The organism is Dysgonomonas termitidis (assembly GCF_054657735.1).
Window position 1 is genome coordinate 954,596 of sequence record NZ_BAAHYD010000001.1, and the last position, 20,394, is coordinate 974,989.

The following is a 20,394-nucleotide window of genomic DNA, read 5'->3' on the forward strand; positions in this document are numbered from 1 at the left end:
ATGGAGATATTGGATAACAAATCAAACGAAATCACTTCGTTTTTTACGGCTTTGGAAGGACTGTTAGATACCATCGGGCAAGCCCTGAAAAACCGCACCCCACACCTGAACGGTGAAAAGTACCTGACGAATAAAGATGTTTGCGGGATGCTGCATATTTCGTCCCGCACCTTATAGGATTGGCGAGACACGGGGAAGATACCGTTCATTCAGATTAAGGGGAAGATACTTTATAGGGAGGGAGTCGGAGATTATAAAAATGTTGGAAATACCAACTACCTAAAAAGCAAACGGCAGGACATCACGTCTTGCCGTTTATTTTTGCAATCTGGAGTAATCTATACAACAGACGGCTGCAAATCACATATTAATTTTATCTTTTTTATTCCGATTGGAGAAAAGTCCACATATCCATATTGAGGGTCAAAGTATTCTTTTTCTTCTTCCTTTTTAAAATCAATATTCACAATTCTATATTCTTCCTTTTTAAAATTATATCGGATTTCTATCGCATCGTTTATAACTGATATTCTTGTCGATTGACAGGAAAAATCATAGTTAAACAGACTTCCTTTATCATTGACATTAATGTCGAATTTTACCATAGGTCTTTCAAAATCTTGTAAAACATCGGCAAAAGCGATAATGCAGGACAACGGGTCTTTATCAAAAACTAATCGAAGAGAATCATTTTCCGGTTGATTTGTTTTCCCTTTTCCCCAATATATACCTTTCATATCATGCATCATAATTCCCAATGCAGCCCATTCCACACATAGTTGCTGTGTCGATAGATTAGAAGAATATGGATACTTTCTAACCAAGTCATTCAAATATAGAAAGCCCAATGCTCCGGGAAATCCATGTGTTTTGGATAAGGAATCTGATAATAAATTCAATAGTTTCTCCTCCCAGTTGCAAGGGGTATTATATGAAGGCAATTTGTAGCCAAAGAATGGATACATAATCAACCTATTTTTAAAGGTATCTCTAATATATTTTGCATTTGACGGCAAATGCTTCAAATTAAAATCGCTTGTCTTTAGGCTGTTACTTAATCTGTTTATATATTGCCACGGATATCCAATATCATGAAATATAGCCGCAACCATCGCTGTTTCATAGAATAAGCTCTTCCAAATTTCTTTTGATAACTCCGTCTTATCCAATAAATCAGATTGTGCATCCAGGTTTAACAGATAATCTCTTATGTATTGGGTATAGGGAGAACTAAGAACTTGTTCAACGCATAAATCGAGTAGAAATTTTCCATTTATTTGAAGAGATTTATCCGAGATACCACCCCCTAAAAGTCGAAAAACAATATACGATGTCAGAGGCTGATGTAACGCATGGTCTCTGCTAAATTTCTTATGAAAATCTACGATAGCCAACCAATCATCCGTAAGTACATCAGGCATGAGAAAACGATATGTCGGAAAAGATGATTCTGAAAAATTTAATGCTGAACTTTGTGCCGGATATACCTTGTGGAAATATTCTTTTCCCGTACGTAAACGTAACCCTTCAAATGTATCTGATATTTTTAAGCCCCTATCTTTGTGTTCCTGTTCTAACGCCTGATATTTACACTTATCAATCGCATTAAAAGGTAAAAAATTCTTTGGGTAAAAGAATTCATTCCTCGACTGTATTGCCTTGTAGTCGTCTAAACTAAATTCCATTATAGCCCCCATTTAGATATTACATTGTTGACAAGAATTTCCCGAAAGTCCGACATATATTGTGCGCCCTGAAACTCCTTATATATTTTCTCGTTAGCATAGGAAGAAGGGGTAGTTTTCTTAATAATAACGTCATCTAGAATATCTCGAATATTTGGGAAAATGATTGTTCGTTCATTTCGCTCATCAATCGTTACATTCTTAAGAATCGTGATTAAAAATCTAAAATCATCATGCATATCAATAAGTCGGGCTTGAGCATGGCAGAATGAATTGTAAAAACTTGGAAGCATTTCAGATTTTTCAAAAAAGAAAAAAATATCTTCATTGAAATGTCTTTTTTCAAAATACTTAAACGGAAGTTCTTTTGTTAAATGACGATATTTTCTAATTTCCTCAGAAGTGATATTTTCATTAGCCAGAAAAAATTGAAAATTATTACCCTTTTTATTCCGTATTATGTCTTTATTTCTCTTTAATCGTTCATTCTGAATAGACAATATCAAAACTAATATTGAGCGAAAAAAAGAATCTTCTCTTTCAGGGTAATCTCGTTTAATAAAAGGTTCGACTAGAAAAAAGCTTAGTGCTTCTAATGAAAATTGGTTTATTCTTCTCTTATACGATGAAAACCATTCATCCCGAACGAAATGTTCAATATTCATAAAAAGTTCTTCTATTTCATGTCTAAAATACTTTTCGTCAATATCATTTTCATATTTATCATCTTTAATATTATAGTATTTTTCGATAAATGAAGTATCATAACACAAATTTTCAAATATTTGCTGTGTCTTAATTAATGGAGTTCGTGGATGCCATCTTTCTTCAACTAATCGAACAATATTATCATAACCATTCTCCATTAAGCGCCCTAACAACTTAGACAATGTATTTTCGTAGTTATCAATCGTATTCAAAAATTTGGAGTAACTATTTTCAATTTCTCGATGTTGATTCTCTTCTATCTCGTTCTCAATTCTTGTAAAATACCCTTTTAATGAAGAATATTCCCGATTTCTATCATATTTGATTTTTTCTATAAATGGTTCAACAAATTGGAAATGGATGTAATTGTCAAAGTATACAACGTTTTGAGGCTTTCTATCTCTTTGTTCTCCAGAAAATATTTGCAAAATCACTCTTTTGTTATTATCGCCCTTTAATGATTTATTGACATCATAGTACAGTGTGTCTGATTTTATTTCTCTTGGCGCTTTATTGATAATTAAAGATTGATATGTGTAAAATTCTGGTTTTTGAAGGTTTTCGGTTTTGAAATATTGATACCGTCCATTCTTAGCCTCATTAGTAGCTAACTTCAAAAAGAATTTTTTTGATTCTTTTGATGGCTCTTCAATGATATTTTTAAGACCTTTTAATTGATGATAATATCTTGTTCCTTCAAATTTCTTGTCAACAATATTTTCTATTGCTTGAATAGCATTAAGACAAGAGTTTAAATCTTGAACATCTAATGATGAAATGGTTAGGAATTTTCCACAATCAGGCCCTATGTCGGTTAGCCAATCATGAATTGCTTTGCCTAATCCTACATATCCGGGCGAATTATCTAAAATGATTACAGTTTTTTCATCATTTACACAGGCTGAAAAAGAACCACACAATGATTCTAACATGTCAATTAACCAAAAAGAATGCAATTCATCAAAAAGTATTCTTGGTAAAAGGGGTAGTTCAAATACCACAAATTTAAAAAGCAAAACATATTGTTAATTATTTATTAAAGCCCGCATGTATAAATAGATTGGATGTGTAAGTGAATTTTTATGCAAAAAAAACAAATCGCACAAATTTTAATTTAGCGTAGTTTTATTATAGTTTTTTTAAACGGTGTTTAAATAACTAGGTATATTTATCATAGTCCGCATTGAATAACGCTTTCAGTATTCCGAAAAGACTAAAATAATTATAGTTAAAATTTTTAACAAAGTGGCGTTTTAGCGGATTTTCGGATTTTTATTTTTTTCGGGTATTTTTTGAAAAAAACTATATTTAAAATATCTTAATTTCAAAGAGTATATTGTTAATAAATTTAACTATATTGTATTTGGTTCCGCAACTCCGCGGAGCCTTTTTTTTGTTTTATACAACTTTTTTTTGACATATCAAAATATGTGTGCAACCGTTGGACACTTTTGTATTACAGCCTGTTACGGTATTGTATGTTTGCCTATTTTCGCAAAAAAATGATTCGCTGAATTGAAAATAAGCGGTACAAATATACATAAAAATATATGGCATCAGGACAGTCAAAAATAGAACTTGTGCTTGACCTTAAAAATAAGGTCGGCATGGGACTCACGCAGGCTAAAAAGCAAATAAACTCCGAAACGAGCCAGATGCAGGCACGTTTAAATGAGTTTTCGGCGTCAGCGACCAGGGACTTTAAATCAATATCGTCGGAAATCCCGGTACTTAACAACGGGTTGCGCCTGATGGCTAACCCTATCGTTGCCGCCGGGTCGGGAATTACCGCCCTTGCCGCCGGATTTACAAAAGCGACAAGCCGCGCCGCCGATTTTAACCATGAATTCAGAGGGCTGGCAAACTTAAACCTGGACAAACCCCAGGAGGAGTTAACCCGGTTACGGGAAATAACGCTTGACACGGCATATAAAAAGGGGTTCAACCCCGAAAATACGGTTAACGCTTTCAATGAACTACAATCTACAGCCGGGATTTACGGGGATGCAGCCCGCCCGATAGTGGAGAAACAGGGCGAATTTGCTTCACTGCTGAAAACGAGCATGGACGACTATGTAGCGGGAACGGCTAAAGCTATGGTTAACTGGCGCATAGGGGTTGACAAGCTGGACGATTTCAATAAATCGAACTATGCGGCCATGCAGGTGGGGAAAGTTGAGTTTAACGAACTGGCAAAACTGCAATCTGTTTTTGCAGGTTCCGCGGCGTCTATCAACCAGTCATTCGACACAGCGAACAAACTGTTTTCCATGTTTACCATCAAAACGGGAAGCGTAGCCGAAGCGGCCACGCAAACAAAATCGCTGTTTAACGACCTGACGAAAGCCTCCACTATCAAGGCTTTTAAACGCGTGGGTATCGACATGTTCGACGCCAATAAGCAGCTAAAACAGGCTGATGTTATCATGCTGGAACTGAACGACAAGTTTATGAAAATGAAAGATGACAAGGCGATAGTTAACCTTAAAAACCAGTTCACAGGCTCAGAGGGGCTTATCGCCATGATACAGGCGGCAACGGACAAAACGGGCGGGTTGCGTGATATGCTTAAAGAGTTCCAGGATTCAAGGTATAACGCCGATATGGCGTTAAGCCAGGCGCACAATGATTTTTTGGAGCGTCAGAAAGAACTATCCAACCGTATTGACGCGCTTATGGTCAGGCTGGGAAATAAGTTTTTGCCTCACGCGCTTAGTCTGATGGATATAGCTGACAAAGTAGTTTCCCGCGCGGCATGGAACAGCAAATCAGAAGGAGAGAAACAGCAGGCTCTAATAAACTCGCAAAGAGCAGACGTATATGAGAAGTACGGAAACCTGACGTCCGGACTGGATTCATTGAATAACGCGCAATTTCAAAACAGGATGGATTATATACAAAAGCGTCAGAATGAGCATTATAACACATTCGATAGCATAACGGAAAGTTATAGGAAGTCGGCGAACTGGGGGCAAGATCCGGCGAAACGCGTCGAACACCTGGACTTTGAAAACAATTACGACCGCTTTAACTTCCTTGGCCGGGCAAAAGCATTCGAAAAACTCGGAGAGGACTTAAAAAAAGCCTGGAATAATAAGGCTTTACCCGCGCCTACAACCCCGCCGAACACTTCCGAAACTACTAATAACGGCGACATATCCGGCATTAGCAATTCTATAGACCGTGTAACCGGTTCCGCGCAGGCTCCGCGTAATATTACCGTAAATATCGACGCATTCAACAAAGGCGGGATAAACACGCAAAACACCTCCCTGCAAAATATGGACGCCAAACAGATCGAAGACTGGTTTGTAGATATGTGCTACCGGGCTATCCGTAATGTAGAACTAGGTTATAATTAAGCTATGAAGACACGCACAAAGTCAGAGATGAATAAGATTCGCGATATCGCGGAAGATTATTATATACGCCTGGGTAAAAAAGGCCGCGACATCGCGGATATGCTCGGTGTGACCGAACAAACTATTATCGCCTGGAAGAAAGGCCGCGACGGCGAAAGGACGTGGGACGAACGCAAGCGGGATATGGAATTAACCCCGTTGAAAATCCGGGAGCTGATACTCCAGGAAGCGCACAAAACGCTGTCCGGGCAAAAGTCGGAACTGGATGCTGACCGCCTGGCCAAGCTGATGGCGGCATACGACCGCCTCAGCAAGAAGACAAACCCGCGCACGGTGATGGATGTATTTATGATGTTTGACAACTGGATGACGGATGAAGAACCGGATTTGGTCGTCAAGTTTACGGAGTACCATAGACGGTTTTTATTTTATATAATAGAAAGGGAGAGTTAAAGATGGGTTTCAACCGATACCACCACCTGCTAAAGGTAAGGGATGTTTGCGAAATATTCGAGATGTATAAAAAGAAGGGGTTACCCTCTAATTATATACACGCAAATTACATATATCCGAAATATTTTATCGGCATCAAAACGGTATATAACTACCTGGGTATTCCTTACAAAAAGCAGATAGAAGAGTTTGAAAAAGAAATGAATAAAGCAAAAGTAAAATGAAAGAAATCAAGGTTTACGGCCAGATAGGCCGCGAGGTCACCGCCCAATGGTTTACGGACGAACTGAACGCAGCCAGGCAAAGCGGCGCCAAAGGTGTCGTTATCCGGCTGCATTCGCCCGGCGGTGAAGTGTTTGACGGCAATGCTATGTACAACGCTATGAAGCAAAGCGGGTTACATATTAAAATAGTTGTAGACGGCATGGCGGCCAGTATGGCGTCTTTCCTGTTATTGGCGGCTGATGAGGTGGAAGTACCGGACAATGCCCTGATCATGATACACCGCCCGTATTCATACGCGGAGGGCAACGCCGACGCGATAGAGGGCGACATCAAGGTATTGCGGGACATAGAGAACGAAATGATAAAGGGTTACGCGGCTAAGACAGGCCTGACGCCCGAAGAGGTTAAAAACATGTGGTTCGACGGCGTCGACCACTGGTTGAACGCCGATGAGGCTATCAGCTACCACCTGGCAGACCGCAAAATAAGCCAGATAGCCAAAGGCGTTGCCGCCCTGGTTACTAAAAACATGCATGCTGATAGCGTGTATAAGCGGTTTTCCGCGAGTTTAAACATTAAAAGCGAGTACAACATGAAAAAGGAACTGATAGATACATTCGACCTGCAAGGCGTTACGGAAGCAAGCAGCGACGAGGAGGTAGTCCAGGCACTTGTAGATAAGTTCGACGCGCTGGAAAAACAGGTGAACGCAAGCGCAGAAGCGCAGGTTGACGCGCTGATAGATGCGGCTGTGGATGCCAGGAAGATAACAGCCATGCAGCGCAGCAAATACAAGGACATAGGCCTCAAAATGGGTGTATCGACACTAACGGGCGTACTCGGCGATATAAAGCCCTACGTTCCCATCAGGTCGCAGATACAGGGCAAAGGAACCCCGGAGGCCTCCGTATCCGGGATAAAAGCCCGGGGCGAGTGGACGCTCGACGACTACCGCAAGAACGCCCCGAACGAGCTACGCGACAACCCGGAACTATACAAAAAACTCGTAAAAGCGCAATACGGGGAATAAGGGCAAAGCGCACAATCGGAAATAAGGCGTTTAAGAGCCGTTTAAGAGCGGTTTTTTACAGCAAGTAATATAATTATACCAAAACAATAAAAATAATAGGATTATGGCAGGTTTACAACAAGAAATTTGGGTGAAACAAATAATGGAAAAATTCTACCCGGATAGTTCCTTCCTTAAATATGTGAAGGACTTTAGCGCGATGGTGGAAAAACACGCTATCAACATGGCGGAAGCGGGCATAGACCCGCAGGTGCTTATTAATAACACGACGTATCCCATAGTCGTCAACCAGCGGGTGGATACACCCATCAGTATCGAGCTGGACAAGTTCGAGACTGAGAACACGCTCGTGCGCCACCCGGAGGTAATAGAATACAGCTACAACCAACTGGAGAGCGTGCTGATGGGACACCGCAACACGCTCCGCGCAACAACCGGGGCAAAGGCCGCGCACGCCTACGCGCCCAACGGCGACACGGAGGACACACCGGTAATACTGACAACGGGCGAAACGTCAGGCGCGCGCAAGCGGCTAAGGATAGAGGATTTGCTCCTTCTGAAGGAACGATTCGATAACAACGACGTGCCCCTCGACAGCCGCTACCTGGTGCTGCACCCCTCGCACGTTACCGACCTGATCCTGATCGACACCAAGATGTTCAAGGATATTGCCGACGTGGTGAACGGGGAACCGAAACGCCTGGCGGGGTTCAACGTGCTGCAATTCTCCAAAACGGCATATTACAACCTCAGCAACATGACTAAGAAGGCTTTCGGCTCGGCTCCGACCGACGGTGACGGCTTTAGCTCCCTTGCCTTCCAGGGCGAGGAGGTGATGAAGGCCGACGGCGTGGTAACGCTCTACTCTACCGAGAAAGACCCGCGCGAAAGGGCGACTATCGTAGGCTTTGAAAAACGCTTCGTAGCCGTGCCTATCCGCAACAAGGGAATAGCCGCCATTGTGAGTGGCGCGGCATAGTATTTTTGTTTCTTTCCATATATTTGTATTTGACGGGGTTTGTAGCGTGACGGCTGCAAGCCCCGTTTTTTTTTGCCGTAGGTATTGTTTATATCGTTTTTATACCTATCTTTGTGGTGTCGGGGATGCGTCCCGGACGCCCCCGGAGGGCGGATGGCTGTAAAATGCTGTTTGCCCTCCGGCGTATTTATAGGGTATTCACAAAATGTGAACACAAGCAAAGGCGGTTCCGGGGAACCGCCTTTGCAGGAATTTTAAATTTGGAAAGATACGCGTTTAAACAGGGTTTAAACGTTTTTCATCAGCTTGCCCGCGATACGCAGGCGGAGGTCTTTGTCCTCTATCTCCATAATGTCGATAAGTATATCCCTACGGAAAGCCTCCGTCTTTTTGGCTTTCGCCTCCCCGGCTTTCTTCTCCCGGTTCCTTTCCTTTGCCTGTTCCGCTTTGCGGCGGCGTTCGTCGCGCTCTTTGGCGGCTGTTGCCTTCTTTGCCTGTTCCTGTATCTCCGGGCGTTTGTAGAGGCGGTAAAAATTGCCCGCGTTGTTGCGTGCGCCTTCGAATAACGCCCTTACCTCGTCCTCCTGGCGGCTTACCTGCTGCTGCATCAGGATATAGGCGCGGCGGTCCAGTTCCTTGAGACGGGCGTCGGCATATTCCGTCTGGTTTATAATCAGTTCCTCCGCCCAGTCGCGGAACAGCCGGGCGCGTTCGCCCCTGGCTGTAAAGCCCAGGCGGATAACGCCCCGTTTTGTCCAGAATATAGCATCCGGATGGGACAAGGGGGACAAATTGTCCCCCTCCTCTATATTACTCACATTCACGCCTCTAAGGTAGTGTTTGCCCTCTGTAAATTCGTCGGCCCTCCGTTGCAGGTGTTTTCTTATACTGTTTTCGTCTACATCGTAGCCGTTGGCTACCTGCCTGGTAGTCATCAGGTATCCGTGTTCGGGCGCCGGGTGTACAAATACGGTCAGTCCGTCCGTCACCTGGTAGCTGATAGCTTCTATTGCTTTTTGCTTATCTTGCATACTATTAAGGTATTTATTAAGGGCTTAACACGCGGTTAAGCCCTTTTGTTTAGCTTATCGATTAAATAAATGTATGCTGTTCAGCATTATACTATTGTAGCCTATATCGGTAAGTATCATACTATCTATTAGTTCTATATTTAAATAGTTGCAGGCTGTCTTCAGGGATTTTATAGCCTCGATATCTTCGGCGCTTTCTTTCAGGTTGCCCGACGGGTGGTTATGCGCCATTATGATGCGCGAGGAGTTACATTGCAACGCTATTTGAATGATTATACGGATATCTATAACCGTCCCGGAATAACCCCCCTTACTTATCTGCGATACGCCTATAACCTTTAGTCCGTGGTTCAGGTACATAACCCATACTTCCTCGTGATGCCTCATAAACCCGTTGAATACCGGTAAGAATGTTTTTGCGGCGTCTTCCGTATCGATTATTGTTTTCATTTTGTCCGATGGGTCGGCGTTGTACGAAACTTTGATTTCAGGCAGTTTGTAAGCCTTTGTTGAATTCTTATTGTCAGACATTTTTATAAGAATTGCGATAAAATAAGAACGCCCCCGTAGATGTGTCTGACACATATACGCAGGGCGGATAGTCGCCGGTTCTTTCGTTCCGGCCATCATAGGGGCGTTCCCTTATATCTTGTTTAAATAAAATCGGTTGATTTCTTTTGCCCAAGATTAATATGTATCAGACAGGGGCAAAGTAAGGTATTTAGTTTTGGATATGCAATAAATTAAGATATTTTAACTAGTGATTAAGAGCAGAATTTGTACGATTTGTTTTTTTATTTTGGATATTTATACATGTTTTCGATTTGTTAAAAACATGTCCACATACGTTTACAGATAACGTTTTAACAAATTTTAATGCGTGTTTCCGCTATTTTGAAATTTGTGGGATTTGAAATGCCGATTTAATTGGGTCGCAAATCAAACTTGAATCATCATTATAGATTTCGGAGTTGAATATGTTAATCTTATTGGGAGAGATAATAAAATTGTTGTTGTTTTCAGTATTGAATACACCAATTTCATTATTGCTCCCATTTTCAAATGAGAATTCAGGCAAGCCTTCTCCTTTCAGAAAAACATCATGAAATATTTTTAATAGGTTGATATCTTTTTTATTCTGTTTAATGGAGTTAATTTTTCCTTTCCAAAAGGCAGAGTTGTACGAACCTTCAATACTTGTACCCGTTATATCTACATCTAACAACAGAGTTTTGTAGCCTCTTTCGACTAATAGGGCAGATAAATTTAATGCAGCGGTAGTTTTACCTACTCCTCCTTTTCTTGATTCGACACTGATAATTTTATATTTCATGAATTCACATACTTTAAAGCGTATGCAAAGTTACTAAATCCTTTAACATATTTCATATATTCCTCATACATAAACACAAAAGTAGTCTAAGTTTACTTCTTCTAATATGAATAAATTGGATGTAGACTCCATACAAACAGGATGTTAGATGGAATTTAAGAGGATTTGGGTAATGATTTGGCAACCGCTCTTCATTTATGGAAAGAATATTTCAGCCTTGACCTTTTATTCTTGGAATATAGCTTTGCGTTCAGATAAATATATACATTCATTAGCATTCTCCTTAAAATCCCATCACTTTTTTTATTACAGTCATTTCTTCTTCTGAAGTCAGCATTTTTAATAATTCAAATGCGACATTTGGAGCTGTCTCCGGACAATAAGACGTAATAATATTACCATCCACTACTATCGGTTCGTTCACAACAATCACTCCAAATTCTTTCAGTTTTTCTTGCCAATAACCGTTTTTTAGGTGGTAAGTAGTTGCTTTCCGATTCTTGAGAACTTCACTTTTTGCTACAGGGAATGCTCCGGAACATACTGTGGCAATAATTTTACCTTTTGCATTAAATTCCCTTATTAATTTTAAGAATCTTTCATCGTATGCTTCTTCATAAAAACCAAATTCCCCAAATCCACCAGGTATTGCTAAGGCGTCATATTCGTCAACGTTTATTTCTCCAATGGTTTTATCGACTATTACAGGTACATTGAAAGTACTTATAACTTTTTCAGTAAAACCACAAGTGTCAACGAACAGGTTATGTCCATAATCAACTCTGGCCCAACCAAGAATATCTATAAAAGCACAAAACTCCATGGTTTCAAATGCTTTTGCCAGAAACACTAATACTTTCTTATTTTGCATACTTTTCAAAAGTATTTGTTAAAATCTTGATAGTTTTATTCTTCTCACCTTACAGTCAAAGTTATTCAGTGTCCCGCTTTTCGATTCTTTATTTCTTATTTTTTGAAAATTCAATCAACTTGATTGGAGCTTCATCATACAGAATCATTACTGACCTAAGTCCCTCAGAAGGATTACATCTGAATAGCATTGAAATTTGAAATTATAGTGTCCTCATAAAGTTTTTTTGAAAAACAGACACTCTTTTCCATATTTTCATATTGCCCATAATTAGGAATTTGAATGTAATTGTTCTTTTTATATAGTCTTACGGCTTCGGGTAACATATTTCCAGTCTCCAGAATACTTTTCTGAAATCCTAATTGTTTTGCCCATATTTCCAATTCCACTAATATTTTAGAGCCAACTCCTTGCTTTCTTGCGTTGATGGATACAAACATTCTTTTCACTTCAATCGTATCAGTATCATATTTTCTGATTGCTCCACAGCCAACGGCTTTCTTATCAATATATGCAACAACTACGTGTTTTATAGATTCAAGCTTATTGTATTGTTTACATTCGGAATGAGCTCTTTCGTCAGCACATGTCAAATGCTTTTCCAATTCAACTACTAATTCTCGGAAATCTTCATTTTCGGAATTTGTCCGTTTAAATTCAATATTCAACATTTCCATACTAAAAAACGCTTATTAAATACAGGTACTTTTTATTCTTAGAACTAATTCTTCTATTTTATTTTTGTGATCTCCCCGTACTTGTTCTATATCCAATGTTCCGCCAAGAATGAGCATTTCTTTATGCTCGAACCGTTTTCCGAGCCTGTCGTTCAACATAATTGTTTTCATACTTTGTGAAATTCCAATCTCGTGAAGGAATTCGTTTGGATGTCCTGCCGTGCAAATTGCAATTCCATATTTTACGATTTTCATTTTCGGAAAATAGGTTTTATGGCCATATGCATAACCAACGGAATAGACTCTATCGAACCAGCCTTTCAGTATTGCAGGACAGTCGCTCCACCAAACAGGGTAAAGAAATATGATGCAATCAGCCTCTTCTATTTTCTCATGTTCTGCAATTATGTCGTCTGGAATTGGCATCTCTATTTTTGCAAAACTTTCCCGTTGGTATTCTTTTTCCGTCATATTGCTTTGAAAATCCATTGCATACAAGTCGGAAACCTTTACATCCCATTTTTGGATTGCCAACAAAGCTTTCAATTGCTCTAATATTTGAAAAGTGTATGAGTCCTTGCTTGGATGGCTGTAGACTATTAAGATATTCATTTGAAACTTCTATTCATGTTGATTGATTGGCCTTTGCTACAACAATTAAAAATAAAAAGCGTTTATTTTCAATTCAATGGAATTTCTTTATTCTTTTATTGCGTTTATCAATACAAACGGAATACTCAATTTAAGTTTTCCCAATAATTTGGCTTGTTCATTCAGTTTTTCTTCAATAATATCAAAAATCCTATCGACAGAGTCAACAGGTAAAAGTTTTCTCCATGAACCCATAAATGCAATTCGTATAAAATAATGATTCAACATAGTTGTACCATCTGGAAATCGATAATCAAATTGATCGTATTCCAGATCTTTTATTCTAAATCCATTCTTTTGTAGTTTATATATTATAGTCTTAACATCAGGACGTTTTTGAGAAATGTGCTGGTTGACAGACTCTATTTCTTTTTGTAAGCCTAGTTCTGCGAGAGTTCTTTTCAATGTATCATAGAACTCAAACATGCTTGCGTCTAAGTTCATTGTTTGAACAAATTGACCGTTTTTCTTTATGATTCTGGCACATTCACGAAATACCTGATCCAGGTTATTCACATTATTCGTTCCATTATTACTTGTTATAAGCTCTACAGAGTTGTTTTTCAGTGGTATTGACTCTGCTATTCCATCAATAATTGTGACATTATTGATGCCAAAGATTTCCAATTTTTTCTTTGTTCGCTTAATAGCTTCTTTCCATGGATCTATTCCATAGACAATAGAACTATTTCCTAGCCGCATCGCTATTTCTGTAAGTGGAAAACCTGTTCCAAAACCAATATCGATAGCTGAAATATTAAGTTTATAATCAATGTAGTCAAGTAATTTTAAGCCAAATGGAGCTGACCAAATGGGTAGTTCGTCCCCTACATCAACATATTTAGTTAAATTGTAATCGCCTTCTGAATATTTATTCATTGTTGAAACTTATTTTTTGTTTGCTAGCTTCTAATATTCAAAAACTAGTTAGGTACGGCTTTCATCTCAATGACCTTTTAAATCCTTTATGTGAAGTAGAACTAAATCCTACTTCAAGATTAATGGGATTTCATAGGGGCAAAATTAGCAAATATCTACGAATCAACCATATTTATCGCTTAATACCTTTACTTTTACTCATTTCAGACTTGATGTTGGATCTTGTATAATGGTTTGCTGATTTTCTAACTTCCTGATATTTCTGTTTGAACCAATCGAAAATATTCTGCCCGTTGATAGATAATTTCAGTCTGTCGGAATCCTTGCTCTCTTCATCGGGAAGCCTGTCATTCAGGTTTTAGTACTGATTATTTTTTCGTATAAGGGTATTGGTAACGGCCTGAGAAGCGAATATTATGGTTGATTTTATCATATATGTAACAGGATATAATGTGATTAGTATTTTAAATTGAAAAATCCATTCAGATCCGCTTCTATTTCATCATTGATATCGTTGAACTTATCCTGGAATTTTTCCCTGAAGTAGAAGCAATTGTTTACTTCAACCATCATGTTTTCTTCAAGCATGCTGAGGATTGTAAGGTCATCGGCCATTTTCATAATCCGGGAGTGTACATTATCCCTGTCTCCGCCTTCGATGGCTTCAGAAGAATCTTTCATCAGCCGTTCGATTTCGGAAACATACTTTTGAACCAGCGAATAGTTCTCACTATCATATCGGCTAAGGATGGTTCCATCTTCATAGATAAAAGCATCCGGAAGTAAATTATACTTTCCTACCAGTCCATGTAACGCCAGACGGGTTGCATAATCATGTATCCGGTTATAAGTCGAAGTCATCAGGAAATGGATGATATCTGAAAACTGCGGCGGATAAACCATAAAGCCTTTTTGCTCTGTCTCCAGCTCCTGTTCTATCCCATCGACATAAATCTCCGGCAAGCCATGTTCCTGCTCAACTAAATATACTTCGGTTATCGCCACATTATAAGTGCCATGTTTGCCCCACAGGGTTGAGATAACCGGATATCCGTCTTCAAAGCCGGCGTCTTCGTCATCTATATCAGGCGAAATGTATTTGAACCTGCCGTTATTTGCTTTAAGTGTACAAATAATGGCTTCTTTTATTTCTTCCTGCAATTTGGATTTTTTATCGACAAGTTCTTTATATTTCAAGTATTGCATAGTGGTATTTTATTTGTAAGTCAGATTAATTTTATATTCTTGTTAATGTACAATTATCGTCGCTCCCCAGATAAATATATTGCGCCCTGGCGTATGGTTCCCCGTTCTTCTTTATTTTGAAGCCATGCACAGGCCTTATCCTGTTGTCCCTGCCAGTCCGGAATTCCGAGACGACCCATTCCTCGTCCGGACTGCCGGGATTCTCCGGAAAACGGATAACATACCTTTCATTCAGCACATAGCCTTGCTTGCGTATAAATTCCGTTTCCAGTTTATAGTAACGCTCCTTACTTTCCAGTTCTTCGATCTTCAGGAAATCCCGGATAATCTCTTCTGACGAATGTATGAATGTCAGGTATTCGCTACCGGACATAGATTGGCGTTGTTCCCCGAATATTTTGTACATTCCTTCAAAATCCAATATCCTTGAGCCTATGGAACGGAACAAAGTATCGATGCATTTTCCGATGGCTCCGGCGGTACCCGGGTTCAGGTTATTTTCAAAAGGGCGCATCATCCATTTGGTCACGCTTTCTTTCGTCAGGAATTCCCTGAGGTTCTTAATTTCGGCAATCCTTCTTCTTGACTGGTCTGATCCTTCATTCATATTTTATATTATTAGTGAGTGTAATCAAATAGGGTATGTCTTGTGAAATCAACATACCCTTCTTCCTGCAGTAATTCGATGTAATCCCGGAGCATATAATCTCCAAAATACCATAAATTCTCATAATTAACAGGGTATCCGTCATGGCTGTTATCTCCGTCTTCCGGATATATAGCTCCCTGTCCGATTACCGGGGCTTCCGTTAATCCAATATTGTACAGGCAATCCCAATCGTTTCCTATATATCCCGAATCTTCCATCATATCGGCCAGATAATGCCTTTCGTCACAATACCGGCGGGATAGTATATCCTGGAAATCATTATGGTCATCTATGGCAATCCTCAGATTCGTATTATCAAGAACAGTAAATCTTATTGCTGACATTATTATGGCTTATTTGATATTAAGTAATAGGAATAAAAAAGAGAAAGGGTTTACAGCTATAGTGCAAATAAACCCCCGGTCAAGTCATTATGGCATTAATCAACTTGCTATTTCATACTCTGCCGTTTCTTTTTTCAGTTTCCTTTTTATTAAATCAAGGGAAACCGCTTCATACTCATTATTGTCACCGGCAGTATAAAGGACATTGGCATTCATCAGCGAATGTGCGTATATTTTTGTCCCGTCCGCTGTGTCAACGAGCCTTACATCTAAATAAGGGTTAACCTGCTTGCCCTTCAATCCTTTTGCCGGAACCGGTTTAACGAATTGCGGGTCATTATCCGCGATCAGCTTCTCAAACCATGTCTTATGGAATGTACTTACGGTACGGCTAAAGACGATTGACGGCTTGATTGACATAGGGCTACGGCGCGTCATAACCAGGCGGTTGCATTCAAAACGGCCGTCTTTATCGGCAAAGAACCCGATATATGCTTCTCCTATTTCGCAGTAGGTGTAATTCCCGTGTTTCTCCCTGACCTCCTCATAGGAACATTTACCTGCAAAGAATTCCTTTGGCAATCCTGTTTCCATTGTGAAATCCTGGAAGTACCGCGCAGGAATATATTCTTCGAGTTTATGTTTTTTACTCCATGTATCGACATCCTTGTATGCCTCTACAGCCAAATCGTATGTAACCAGGTCCTGACGGGCATACTGTATTTTGGAAATATATTTTCCAAGTATTGTATTTACCATCTCCTGCGTTTGCAGTTCAACAGGAAGCCTTCTGAACCAATAATAGTCCTTACAATTCTCCATACAGAAATTTATAAAATCCTGTGTCCAGATTTGCGGGGCGAACTCCGGACTCTCATAGTTTTGTTTCAGTACAATAGCCCGGCAAATTTCATCGTCGAACTTACTGGCATCGAACTTGTCATAGATGTATTTGGTTTTGTATGAATCTTTTTCGCTGTTTATCGCTAAAATCAGCCGGCTCTTTTTCCAGAATTTCTGAGGCAGGTCGGATAACCTGCCCGGACTGTCTTTGACTATAATATCGGCCATTTCGTCATCCATAACATCAAGTAAAGGCTGCCGGAGCCCTTTCTTTTCATCGAAAAAATCATGGACACGGTTATTGCCTGACAACAATGCCGCTTTTAATACATCATAATTCAGCTTATCCTGAGGTACGGACAAAATATCTTTCTTTCCCACCTCTGCATAATAGTCGTTCTTCTTATACTTATCCGGCGTCAGGAAAGCAATATATTCAACAGCCATGCTCGTATTGAATAAACTGAAATAAAAAGATTTATCTTTGATTACGTCCGGTACATACGCCAATAATATCTGGATAAGTTTCATCTGAACTTTTTTATCAGAGGAACTGCTATTAGAGTAACCGCCTCTTCTGCCATAGCTGTATGATGACGATGAACTCCCGGAAGAATAAATCGATTTGACACCGTCCAATGCAATCTGAGCATCCCAGTTTTTTTCCGGGACAAGCGGAAGGTAATGCAGATGTTTGTGGGCACTGCCTATTATTTGCTCCAGCATATATACCGAACGTTTTTCTTCCGGTACCTTAAAATAGTTTTCCAGTGATTTGCCGACTGACATATCGCATACCTTTTGAGTCCGGGCAATTTCCGGGATGGATGAAAGGCTGAAAGTATCGAAACTATAACCTTTCGCATTGTCAAGTATAAGGTTTATGTTATCGTCCGTCATATACTCTTTTGGAAGGATATTCAGTAATGCAATGTTGGCTTCGTTTATGGCCGCCCGGTATATTTCAGGAGTAACCAATTCTTTTGGAAGCTTTTTTATAGCTTCATATATATCTGTACTGCTCATTGTTTATTTATTATCTTGATTAATTATGCTACTATTTTTTGTTCTCCCCATCGGATGTGGAACTTGCCTTCCTTGTCTTGTTCACGGGTAAACAGGCTGTCGATCACGGATGTAGAAACACCGAACTCATCGAATAAGGCAGATTCCTCCGTCACTTCCCCTGTCTGTATAAAATCATTGAGGCGTTCCTTGGTAAGGATCAGCGCCATGATATTCTGTTCTATCGAATCGGAGTAATTGACGAAATGTACGTTCGTATGCCCTTCGGAGTCGAAGCGGATAAAGCGGAAGTAGAACTGTTCCATGCGCGGGATATTCCATTGCAGGGATTCAAGGATCACCTCGTTGCATTCCGGGATATTTACCGAGCTCTTGAGGCTTTGCTGCATACAGATAAGGATACCGTCCTTCGTGCACTGGAACTCCTGTAGCAGCTTCTTCCGTTTTCCGAATGAGATTTCCCCTTTGATTACGAACAACGGCCTTTCCGGGAATACTTTTGACATGTGCGCCTGGTAATACTCCAGCGCTTCGAGCGAGGTACAGCCGATAGCTACCTTATCCCGGATATTATGTACCATATTTTCGATATGCAATACCTTTTGCGGCAGGGAGCCGCTACAGTACCCCGGCATCAGGTCGGGGACGGAACAGGCCTTGATCAGCAGTTGTATCTGGCGCACAATTGCCAAAGAATTATCCTTCCGCTGGTCTCCCGTTGTGTTGAAATACATATCCACAACGGAGAAAAATTCTTTGATAACCTTTTCATAAACGCCAAGCTCCCCTTCGGCAGGCCTAACTGTTTGGGTATGGATGGAATATTTGTCCCCGGCAAATTCCCTGAACTTACGGGTAATGATCGCTTTACCGATGATTTCCCACAGGCTGCTTTTGTTGTATACATCCTGGTTCTGTTTTTCGATACCGAATACAGAAGCCTTGCCCGGGTTGAAGCAGGACTTGAACAGGGTGGCTCCACCCCTCGGTGGGAATGGTTTCAGATAATAGGAATTCATGCGTTCCTTTATCACCCGCTTATCGTCCTCATAATACGATACCGGGCAATAGCACATAAAGTTCATGGAACTGTTATACAGCAACTGGAACTGGGAGAAAAGCTCGCTGATATAATTGCGCGTGGTTGTACCGGTACCCAGCATCTTATATTTTACCCTGCGGAAACATTTTAACGTACGTTTTGTGCGCAGGCTCTGGTCGCTGGTCAGTTCGTCGGACTCATCGAAAAGCAGGCAGGCCTTCTGTGATTTCTTTTTCAGGTAAAGCCTTAAGGCGTCATCGATCCTGCCGAGCATGGAAACCGAAAGTATCACAAATTTGCCTTCTTCCAGGTTATCGAAGTGCTCAGGTCTGGAGACGATTGTAAACTTCTCGTTGTTGTACCTGAGGAAATGCGCCCATGTCATATGGATGGCAATGGACGGGGCCACAACGAAGACATTCTTTACCCGCCTGTTATCCATCTGGTATTTACCGAAATGGTACAATACCGCGGTTTTCCCCGAGCCTTGCTGCCAGTTCAGCAGGGAGTACCGCTTCTGGTACAGCAGTCCCATATCGTATTTCTGCGGTTCGTTGAAACGGCACAGGCTTTGCTTCATCCCGGTAAATGTAAGGCTGTCGATATAGGCATCCAACACAGGATCACGCTGCATATCCTTCCACTGTGTATTCTCCCGCAGGAATTCACGCTTCCTCTTGGCTATATTTTTACCTGCCATACGGTATTGCCGTTGCAGTTCAGGAGTCATCTTTGCCGGGGCCGGGAGTTCCGCTCCATTGGCGACAAGGTCATACAGGGGAACATACTTGTCCGTATTCCTTTCCGAAAACGGGTTAGCCAGGTTTTTCAGCTTATAGCCGTACTGGGTTCGGCGGAGTACATGCTTCTTTTCCGGCTTTATGTTCTGCCGTTTTATAATGCGCCTCAGCCTGTTGAGTACCTGCGCAGGGCTTATCTTCTCATATTTCTCCCACTTTTCCCGCTGTTCGGATGTACAGTTTGCCGGGGATTGCTGGTTGCGGTATTTTGATACGAAAGCAACGGCTTTGGGATACTGCCTGGCCAGATGTTTATGGGTCTTCAGTTCATAGAGGTATTTATCCAGCGTCTGTTCAAAGGATTTAACTCCTTCATGGCACGACATGCTTTTGAATAACGTATTCAATTGAACGTCCTTCCGGGATACCTTTAGTGATTTTCCCTGCTGTTTCGGGTCTTTGGATTCCTTATATTTTTTCAGCCTGCTTTCGAGGCTTCCTTCGGAAAGCATATTCCGTTCCCTGAGAAGCTTTAGCTTTAATCTTCTCTTCCCTTCATTAATGGAAGTAAGCCGCTTTTGCAGTTCATCCATTGAAACAAAGCCTTCGGGATCATAAGGGTTCATTTCCATATATTCCGACCGGGAAAGGAAAGCCATG

General features: G+C 40.6%; 20 protein-coding genes. 6 read left to right on the forward strand and 14 right to left on the reverse strand.

Annotated features, from left to right (window positions below; all coding sequences use genetic code 11):
* Positions 1-177 carry a hypothetical protein gene (locus ACYQ3L_RS03710; RefSeq protein WP_379993953.1) on the forward strand — a complete coding sequence of 59 codons (177 nt, stop codon included), beginning with the start codon at positions 1-3 and terminating at the stop codon, positions 175-177.
* Positions 178-338: 161 nt separating this feature from the next.
* Here the strand turns inward: ACYQ3L_RS03710 and ACYQ3L_RS03715 are convergent, their stop codons facing one another.
* On the reverse strand, positions 339-1,685 hold the full coding sequence (locus ACYQ3L_RS03715; protein ID WP_379993952.1) for a hypothetical protein: 1,347 nt from the start codon (positions 1,683-1,685) through the stop codon (positions 339-341).
* Positions 1,685-3,394, reverse strand: a complete 1,710-nt coding sequence (locus tag ACYQ3L_RS03720) for a hypothetical protein (RefSeq protein WP_379993951.1) — start codon at positions 3,392-3,394, stop codon at positions 1,685-1,687. The genes ACYQ3L_RS03715 and ACYQ3L_RS03720 overlap by 1 nt, the downstream gene beginning before the upstream one ends.
* Positions 3,395-3,943: 549 nt before the next feature.
* On the opposite strand from ACYQ3L_RS03720, the gene ACYQ3L_RS03725 reads away from it, so the two are divergent.
* The 5 genes from ACYQ3L_RS03725 to ACYQ3L_RS03745 all read left to right on the forward strand — a co-directional run bounded on the left by ACYQ3L_RS03725 (position 3,944) and on the right by ACYQ3L_RS03745 (position 8,442).
* Positions 3,944-5,755: a phage tail tape measure protein gene (locus ACYQ3L_RS03725; protein ID WP_379993950.1), complete on the forward strand. Its 1,812-nt coding sequence runs from the start codon at positions 3,944-3,946 to the stop codon at positions 5,753-5,755.
* Between the two features lie 3 nt (positions 5,756-5,758).
* The gene (locus tag ACYQ3L_RS03730) at positions 5,759-6,208 is read left to right on the forward strand and encodes a hypothetical protein (protein WP_379993949.1); all 450 of its coding nucleotides are present in this window, start codon (positions 5,759-5,761) and stop codon (positions 6,206-6,208) included.
* 2 nt (positions 6,209-6,210) lie between these two features.
* Complete coding sequence (locus tag ACYQ3L_RS03735; RefSeq protein ID WP_379993948.1) at positions 6,211-6,432, forward strand: hypothetical protein; 222 nt, start codon at positions 6,211-6,213, stop codon at positions 6,430-6,432.
* Complete coding sequence (locus tag ACYQ3L_RS03740) at positions 6,429-7,463, forward strand: head maturation protease, ClpP-related (protein ID WP_379993947.1); 1,035 nt, start codon at positions 6,429-6,431, stop codon at positions 7,461-7,463. Before ACYQ3L_RS03735 ends, ACYQ3L_RS03740 begins: the two co-directional genes overlap by 4 nt.
* A gap of 103 nt (positions 7,464-7,566) precedes the next feature.
* Positions 7,567-8,442 (forward strand): hypothetical protein, encoded by an 876-nt coding sequence (locus tag ACYQ3L_RS03745; RefSeq protein ID WP_379993946.1) that lies wholly within the window; start codon positions 7,567-7,569, stop codon positions 8,440-8,442.
* Positions 8,443-8,729: 287 nt separating this feature from the next.
* Here the strand turns inward: ACYQ3L_RS03745 and ACYQ3L_RS03750 are convergent, their stop codons facing one another.
* The 12 genes from ACYQ3L_RS03750 to ACYQ3L_RS03805 form a co-directional block, all read right to left on the reverse strand.
* The gene (locus ACYQ3L_RS03750; protein WP_379993945.1) at positions 8,730-9,473 is read right to left on the reverse strand and encodes an ATP synthase subunit B family protein; all 744 of its coding nucleotides are present in this window, start codon (positions 9,471-9,473) and stop codon (positions 8,730-8,732) included.
* A gap of 54 nt (positions 9,474-9,527) precedes the next feature.
* Positions 9,528-10,103: a JAB domain-containing protein gene (locus tag ACYQ3L_RS03755; protein WP_379993944.1), complete on the reverse strand. Its 576-nt coding sequence runs from the start codon at positions 10,101-10,103 to the stop codon at positions 9,528-9,530.
* Positions 10,104-10,362: 259 nt separating this feature from the next.
* Positions 10,363-10,806, reverse strand: coding sequence for an AAA family ATPase (locus tag ACYQ3L_RS03760; protein ID WP_379993943.1), 444 nt, complete (start codon positions 10,804-10,806; stop codon positions 10,363-10,365).
* A 283-nt stretch (positions 10,807-11,089) separates the two neighbouring features.
* On the reverse strand, positions 11,090-11,677 hold the full coding sequence (locus tag ACYQ3L_RS03765; protein ID WP_379993942.1) for a DJ-1/PfpI family protein: 588 nt from the start codon (positions 11,675-11,677) through the stop codon (positions 11,090-11,092).
* Between the two features lie 173 nt (positions 11,678-11,850).
* Entirely contained in the window at positions 11,851-12,354 is a 504-nt protein-coding gene (locus ACYQ3L_RS03770; RefSeq protein WP_379993941.1) for a GNAT family N-acetyltransferase, read from the reverse strand.
* Positions 12,355-12,369: 15 nt separating this feature from the next.
* Positions 12,370-12,966 carry an NAD(P)H-dependent oxidoreductase gene (locus tag ACYQ3L_RS03775; RefSeq protein ID WP_379993939.1) on the reverse strand — a complete coding sequence of 199 codons (597 nt, stop codon included), beginning with the start codon at positions 12,964-12,966 and terminating at the stop codon, positions 12,370-12,372.
* Between the two features lie 87 nt (positions 12,967-13,053).
* Positions 13,054-13,884 carry a class I SAM-dependent methyltransferase gene (locus tag ACYQ3L_RS03780; RefSeq protein ID WP_379993938.1) on the reverse strand — a complete coding sequence of 277 codons (831 nt, stop codon included), beginning with the start codon at positions 13,882-13,884 and terminating at the stop codon, positions 13,054-13,056.
* A gap of 456 nt (positions 13,885-14,340) precedes the next feature.
* Positions 14,341-15,090: a hypothetical protein gene (locus tag ACYQ3L_RS03785; protein WP_379993937.1), complete on the reverse strand. Its 750-nt coding sequence runs from the start codon at positions 15,088-15,090 to the stop codon at positions 14,341-14,343.
* Positions 15,091-15,121: 31 nt separating this feature from the next.
* On the reverse strand, positions 15,122-15,697 hold the full coding sequence (locus ACYQ3L_RS03790; protein ID WP_379993936.1) for a hypothetical protein: 576 nt from the start codon (positions 15,695-15,697) through the stop codon (positions 15,122-15,124).
* Positions 15,698-15,708: 11 nt separating this feature from the next.
* Positions 15,709-16,083: a hypothetical protein gene (locus ACYQ3L_RS03795; protein ID WP_379993935.1), complete on the reverse strand. Its 375-nt coding sequence runs from the start codon at positions 16,081-16,083 to the stop codon at positions 15,709-15,711.
* Positions 16,084-16,182: 99 nt separating this feature from the next.
* Positions 16,183-17,952, reverse strand: a complete 1,770-nt coding sequence (locus ACYQ3L_RS03800; RefSeq protein ID WP_379993934.1) for a hypothetical protein — start codon at positions 17,950-17,952, stop codon at positions 16,183-16,185.
* Between the two features lie 23 nt (positions 17,953-17,975).
* Positions 17,976-20,393, reverse strand: a complete 2,418-nt coding sequence (locus ACYQ3L_RS03805; RefSeq protein WP_379993932.1) for a DEAD/DEAH box helicase family protein — start codon at positions 20,391-20,393, stop codon at positions 17,976-17,978.
* Between the last annotated feature and the right edge of the window lies 1 nt (position 20,394).